The organism is Haloparvum sedimenti, from assembly GCF_001462205.1.
Taxonomy (GTDB): domain Archaea; phylum Halobacteriota; class Halobacteria; order Halobacteriales; family Haloferacaceae; genus Haloparvum; species Haloparvum sedimenti.
In genome coordinates this window covers 1-1,217 of sequence record NZ_LKIR01000079.1, presented here as the reverse complement: position 1 = coordinate 1,217, position 1,217 = coordinate 1, and the positions used below count along the sequence as shown (strand labels likewise).

3 protein-coding genes are annotated in these 1,217 nt (G+C 60.1%); all 3 read left to right on the top strand.

Annotation, left to right across the window (positions count from 1 at the left end):
* A partial coding sequence (locus tag AN233_RS18415) for a DUF7558 family protein (RefSeq protein WP_449271521.1) occupies positions 1-135 on the top strand: 135 nt, incomplete at its 5' end.
* Between the two features lie 71 nt (positions 136-206).
* Entirely contained in the window at positions 207-509 is a 303-nt protein-coding gene (locus AN233_RS05285) for a hypothetical protein (protein ID WP_058365798.1), read from the top strand.
* Positions 510-1,022 (top strand): hypothetical protein, encoded by a 513-nt coding sequence (locus tag AN233_RS05280; RefSeq protein WP_058365797.1) that lies wholly within the window; start codon positions 510-512, stop codon positions 1,020-1,022.
* Positions 1,023-1,217: the final 195 nt, after the last annotated feature.

Here is a 1,217-nt window from a genome sequence, read left to right as displayed (position 1 = left end):
CTCGCGGCACTTATCCGGTTCCGTGTCGAACTCGGCCATCTCGAGGGGCCGCTCCAACTGTGTGCTCGCTGTAGCCCTGGTGGGCTCGCGACGTACTGGACGCGTGACCTCGAGGAGCATCTCATGGATGGGTGACGCTTGGCCGAGTGAGGCTCACATCGTACACACGAAAACGGCTAAGTGCGTTGGCTCACAATGTACACATTATGAGCACCGATAAGAAGCGCGTGCAGTTTCGGGCCCCCGATCGGCTCATCGACCGGGCCGACGCACTGGCCGCAGTCCTCGGGGAAGACCGAACAGACATCCTCGTGACCGCGCTTCGGGAGTACCTCCAAGACGCCGCTCACGACGACGCACTCACCCAGGAGATCGCTGCCGCCTATTACGACGATGAGATCACCTTCGAGCAACTCAAAGCGCTCGTCGGCGCCGAGGAGGCGGCAAATCTCCGAGTGTTGAAACAGCAGTTGGACGAGGACTTCATCGACGAGGTCGCCGACGCTTAGATGTCGCGGCTTATCGCAGACGCCTCCGCCCTCGTGAGTCTCGGAATCGTTACTGACGACGATCCCGATCCACTCGCACTTTGTCTCTCCCGGTACGAGGTCGTCGTCCCAACGGCGGTCATCGATGAACTCCGAGAGATCGCCTCCTACGATGACGTCCATGGACACGCCGCGTCCGCCGTCCTTGACCAGGTGGATGCATTCACGACACAGTCGGTCGACCTCGATGCCGAGTTCCCGCTCGATGACGGTGAGAACGCGGCGGTGACGCTCGCGAATAATCTCGATGCTGCGCTCTTCCTCTGTGACGAGTTCAACCAACTTGGCTTGATCCACGCCTCACTCGCTGATACCCGGCTCGTCACGACACCGACACTACTCTCGGTGCTCGTTCGAACTGAACACCTATCAGCTGCCGACGCGCGGCTGCTCCTCGATGCGATCAGTGACGCCCGTAGCTGGGGCGCGAACAGTTACGTGCAGCGAGCTCGCTCGTTGCTCGAAGAGCCCTAACACCGTGGAGGATCCTTCGAAGTGATTTGGAATGCCCGATAACGACGCTCTCTACGACGTTCGTGAACGAACGAAGAATCCCGAGCACGCATCAGTTGACGATGTATTCGAACTCGTACTCGAACGCGCACAGCATCCCCGGACGGAGCACCGGGACGCACATCTCGACGAGATGATGGCTACTGTCGTCGACAG